The organism is uncultured Thioclava sp. (assembly GCF_913064665.1).
Classification (GTDB): domain Bacteria; phylum Pseudomonadota; class Alphaproteobacteria; order Rhodobacterales; family Rhodobacteraceae; genus Thioclava; species Thioclava arctica.
This window is the reverse complement of the sequence record NZ_CAJYBT010000088.1, coordinates 1-2810: the sequence shown is the minus strand read 5'-3', so window position 1 is coordinate 2810 and position 2810 is coordinate 1. Positions and strand designations below refer to the sequence as shown.

At 57.5% G+C, this 2810-nt stretch carries 5 protein-coding genes; 4 read left to right on the top strand and 1 reads right to left on the bottom strand.

Features of this window, described 5'->3' with window-relative positions; all coding sequences use genetic code 11:
• Positions 1-210: 210 nt before the first annotated feature.
• Complete coding sequence (locus QZ571_RS18380; RefSeq protein ID WP_295537614.1) at positions 211-846, bottom strand: S24 family peptidase; 636 nt, start codon at positions 844-846, stop codon at positions 211-213.
• A gap of 87 nt (positions 847-933) precedes the next feature.
• Between QZ571_RS18380 and QZ571_RS18375 the strand changes: the two genes are divergently transcribed.
• The 4 genes from QZ571_RS18375 to QZ571_RS18360 form a co-directional block, all read left to right on the top strand.
• Positions 934-1155 (top strand): hypothetical protein, encoded by a 222-nt coding sequence (locus tag QZ571_RS18375; RefSeq protein WP_295537613.1) that lies wholly within the window; start codon positions 934-936, stop codon positions 1153-1155.
• 1 nt (position 1156) lies between these two features.
• Entirely contained in the window at positions 1157-1507 is a 351-nt protein-coding gene (locus QZ571_RS18370) for a hypothetical protein (RefSeq protein ID WP_295537612.1), read from the top strand.
• Positions 1508-1879: 372 nt separating this feature from the next.
• On the top strand, positions 1880-2398 hold the full coding sequence (locus tag QZ571_RS18365; protein WP_295537611.1) for a DUF1937 family protein: 519 nt from the start codon (positions 1880-1882) through the stop codon (positions 2396-2398).
• Positions 2398-2810, top strand: a 413-nt coding sequence (locus QZ571_RS18360; protein WP_295537610.1) for a hypothetical protein, incomplete at its 3' end; no start/stop codon positions are given. The genes QZ571_RS18365 and QZ571_RS18360, both read left to right, overlap by 1 nt.

Here is a 2810-nt window from a genome sequence, read left to right as displayed (position 1 = left end):
GATCAGGTTGGCTTCCCTAGCTTCCGTGACTGTTAACATATAATGCAACACATTTGTCAATAAAGTCCTAAAGAGAGGTTCAACACAAAAAAATTGGCATAATCGTCATATTCACGTCGCCATCTCCTAGCAGGAGGTAGAGCCTCACCGGAGGGGACTAATTCAGCATGTGATCGGAATGAACTGGACATAGCGATATGCTCTCAGCATCTATCCGATTTTTCGTACAAATTCTGGTGGCAGGCTGAATCTTACTGGTGCGGCCCACTTGATGGCGGTGTCGTGCATGTTGATGCCGGCTGGGTTGATTGAGATCAGGTGGAATAGTCCGGGTTCGGTTCCTGGCTTGACTTGTTTGACCCAAGCTTTCCCCTCAAGATCCTCGCAGATGCAGATCTTGCCGAGCGCTTCAGTCGGGATTCCGATCGCGTCGCGTGAGTAGAATAGCACAGAGCCGGGCTCATAGGTCGGGGTCATCGAATCTCCTTCGACCTCGACCGCGACGATGCCATGCGGGGTTAGACCGCTCGGACAAGGAACGTGGTAGAGGCCATCGCCCTTGGCATAGGCGTCGATCAGGTCAACCTTTGCGCCTGCGCCAACGCGGCCCACTACGGCGATTAGTGGTGTGGTAGTGGTAAAATTACCTTCGCAGAATTCCTCGATGCTAACGCCAAACGATCTGGCTACTTTCAGGGCTACGTCCACATTGGTGTTTTGGCTCTTGCCTTGGCTGAGGTTCTTTAGGGTGTCGTAGGAAACGTCGGAGTCGATCGCAATGCTGCGGAGCGACTTTCCGCTAGTCTCCTGCGCAATGATGAGGGCATCTCGAAAGGTCATTTTCATGGAGCAAATTTACCTTCCGCAATCGTTGCTGAATATAAGGTAAAAATGCCCTTGACGGATGGAGTATAAATACCCCATCAATGACGCATGGAACAGCTTATCACTGAGATTGAAGCCTATGCCTCGCGCTCTGGCATGAAGCCGCAAGCGGTCATCCGTGCGGCGATCAACGCCAAATGGGGTGCTTGGGATGGATGGGTTTCGCGCAGCTCCAGTCCGACATTGGTCAATGCAGACAGAATTCGGGCGTGGATGGCTGCACATCCAGTTGATGAGGCTGTTGATCAACCTTCGCAAAAGGCCTCTTAACATGACAAAACCTCGCATCATTGCTACATCTTCCGTCCAGCCTGCCAAGGCATTCGTTAAAAAGTCCCATCCAAATCCGTTCGAAGGTCGTGGCCGTGGGCGCGCCGCGCATCGCCGCGCACATGGTTGGAGCGTTGATCCGCTGCAGTATCGGGTGGCCTTCCTCGATCATTGGTCTGATCTGATTCGCCACCTGTTCGTCACGCGTGAAGACGTGGCGGCGGCGTTCGGCGTGACGTTCCAGACGGCGTGCAACTGGTGGGATGGTACGAACCGGCCCTCGGGCGACAAGGTCGCGCTGGCGGCGGTGACCTGGCCGGATGAGTTCGCGCGATTCATGGGCGAGGGCTGATATGGCTGCGTCTTCACCAAAATCGATAAGTTTCCCCCGCGCGCAGGCCATGAAACCTGCTCGTCTTGCCGGTCTGGCGCGGGTTACTGGCGCGGTGGGTCTGCTTGACCGCCGCGCCCTTTCTATTCCGGCCGCGCCCATGAGAGCCGGGTTGCGAGCCGTAGCGGGGGGCGGTGTCGGTCGGAATTCCCCCGCGACATTTCTGCATTCGGTGTTCGGCCTCTCCTCCCCAGAGCATCGGATCGGCGCGGCGGTTCTCCCCACTCATATCCGCCGCCGCGCCAATGATCCCCACCGCAGGGGGCAAGCTGCGTTCCTTCCTGTTGAACTTCGGGCGGGGTTCGCCTCGCCCGCTTTTCTCGGGGGGATGGTATGACTTTTGAGGGCAAAGCAATTGTTGCCGATGGTGGTCCTGATTGGGGCCATTTACGCGCGACCTATGCTGCATCAGGTTTGCTGCGTGAAGAATGTACGGTCGCTGCCGCTGCTGGGATAGGATCTGGCCGGGTGGTCTACCTAGCTACGCCGTACTCGCGCGAAGTGGTCGACAAACACGGTGTTTGGTGTCGTGACCTGCATCAATCGGTTGTGAATGTCGCTGGGTTCTGGTCGTGGCGCCTGTCCTATGAGGGTGCAACCGCCATCTCGCCAATCGTCTGCGCTGACCAGATCCAGGTGAACGGACGGTGCAGTGGTAAGGGGCCAGGACCGCTTGATGATGATTGGTGGTCGATGTGGTGCTTGCCGCTGATGCGCGTAGCGGGTTGCATCGTGATCCCGCCGATCCCGGGCTGGGATCTTTCGCGCGGGGTTTGGCGCGAAGCTTGCTGGGCGCTTGAGCGTGGCGTTCCGGTTTGCCTGATATCATCTCCAAGTAAGGGGGTGAAGTGATGTCCAAGCTACTGCATGGATTGACGAAAGAGGCGCTGCAGCGCTGCGCTGATTGTGGCATGACAAAGTCGCAGGCCGAGCGCGATTTGGGCGCTTCTCTGAACACGCTTTGTGGGGCAGCTGCGCGGTACAATATCGCCTTTGCAAATCATTTTGAGCTTGCGGATCGAGCGGCGAAATATCGGCACTGCGCCGAGGCTGGGATGACGCGCGCCGAGACTGCGCGGCATCTTGGTATCGCGCAAAAGTCTGTTGATGCGGCGGCTCAGCGCTACAATATCGAATTCACCACGCTGTCAGATCGTATTCGGTTGGCGTGGCAGGCGTGCGCTGATGCTGGCATGACGCTACGCCAAGCCGCTGAGGCGCGGGGCCGGGCCAAGAGGGCCGCATTCGATCCCAAGCTGCGTTG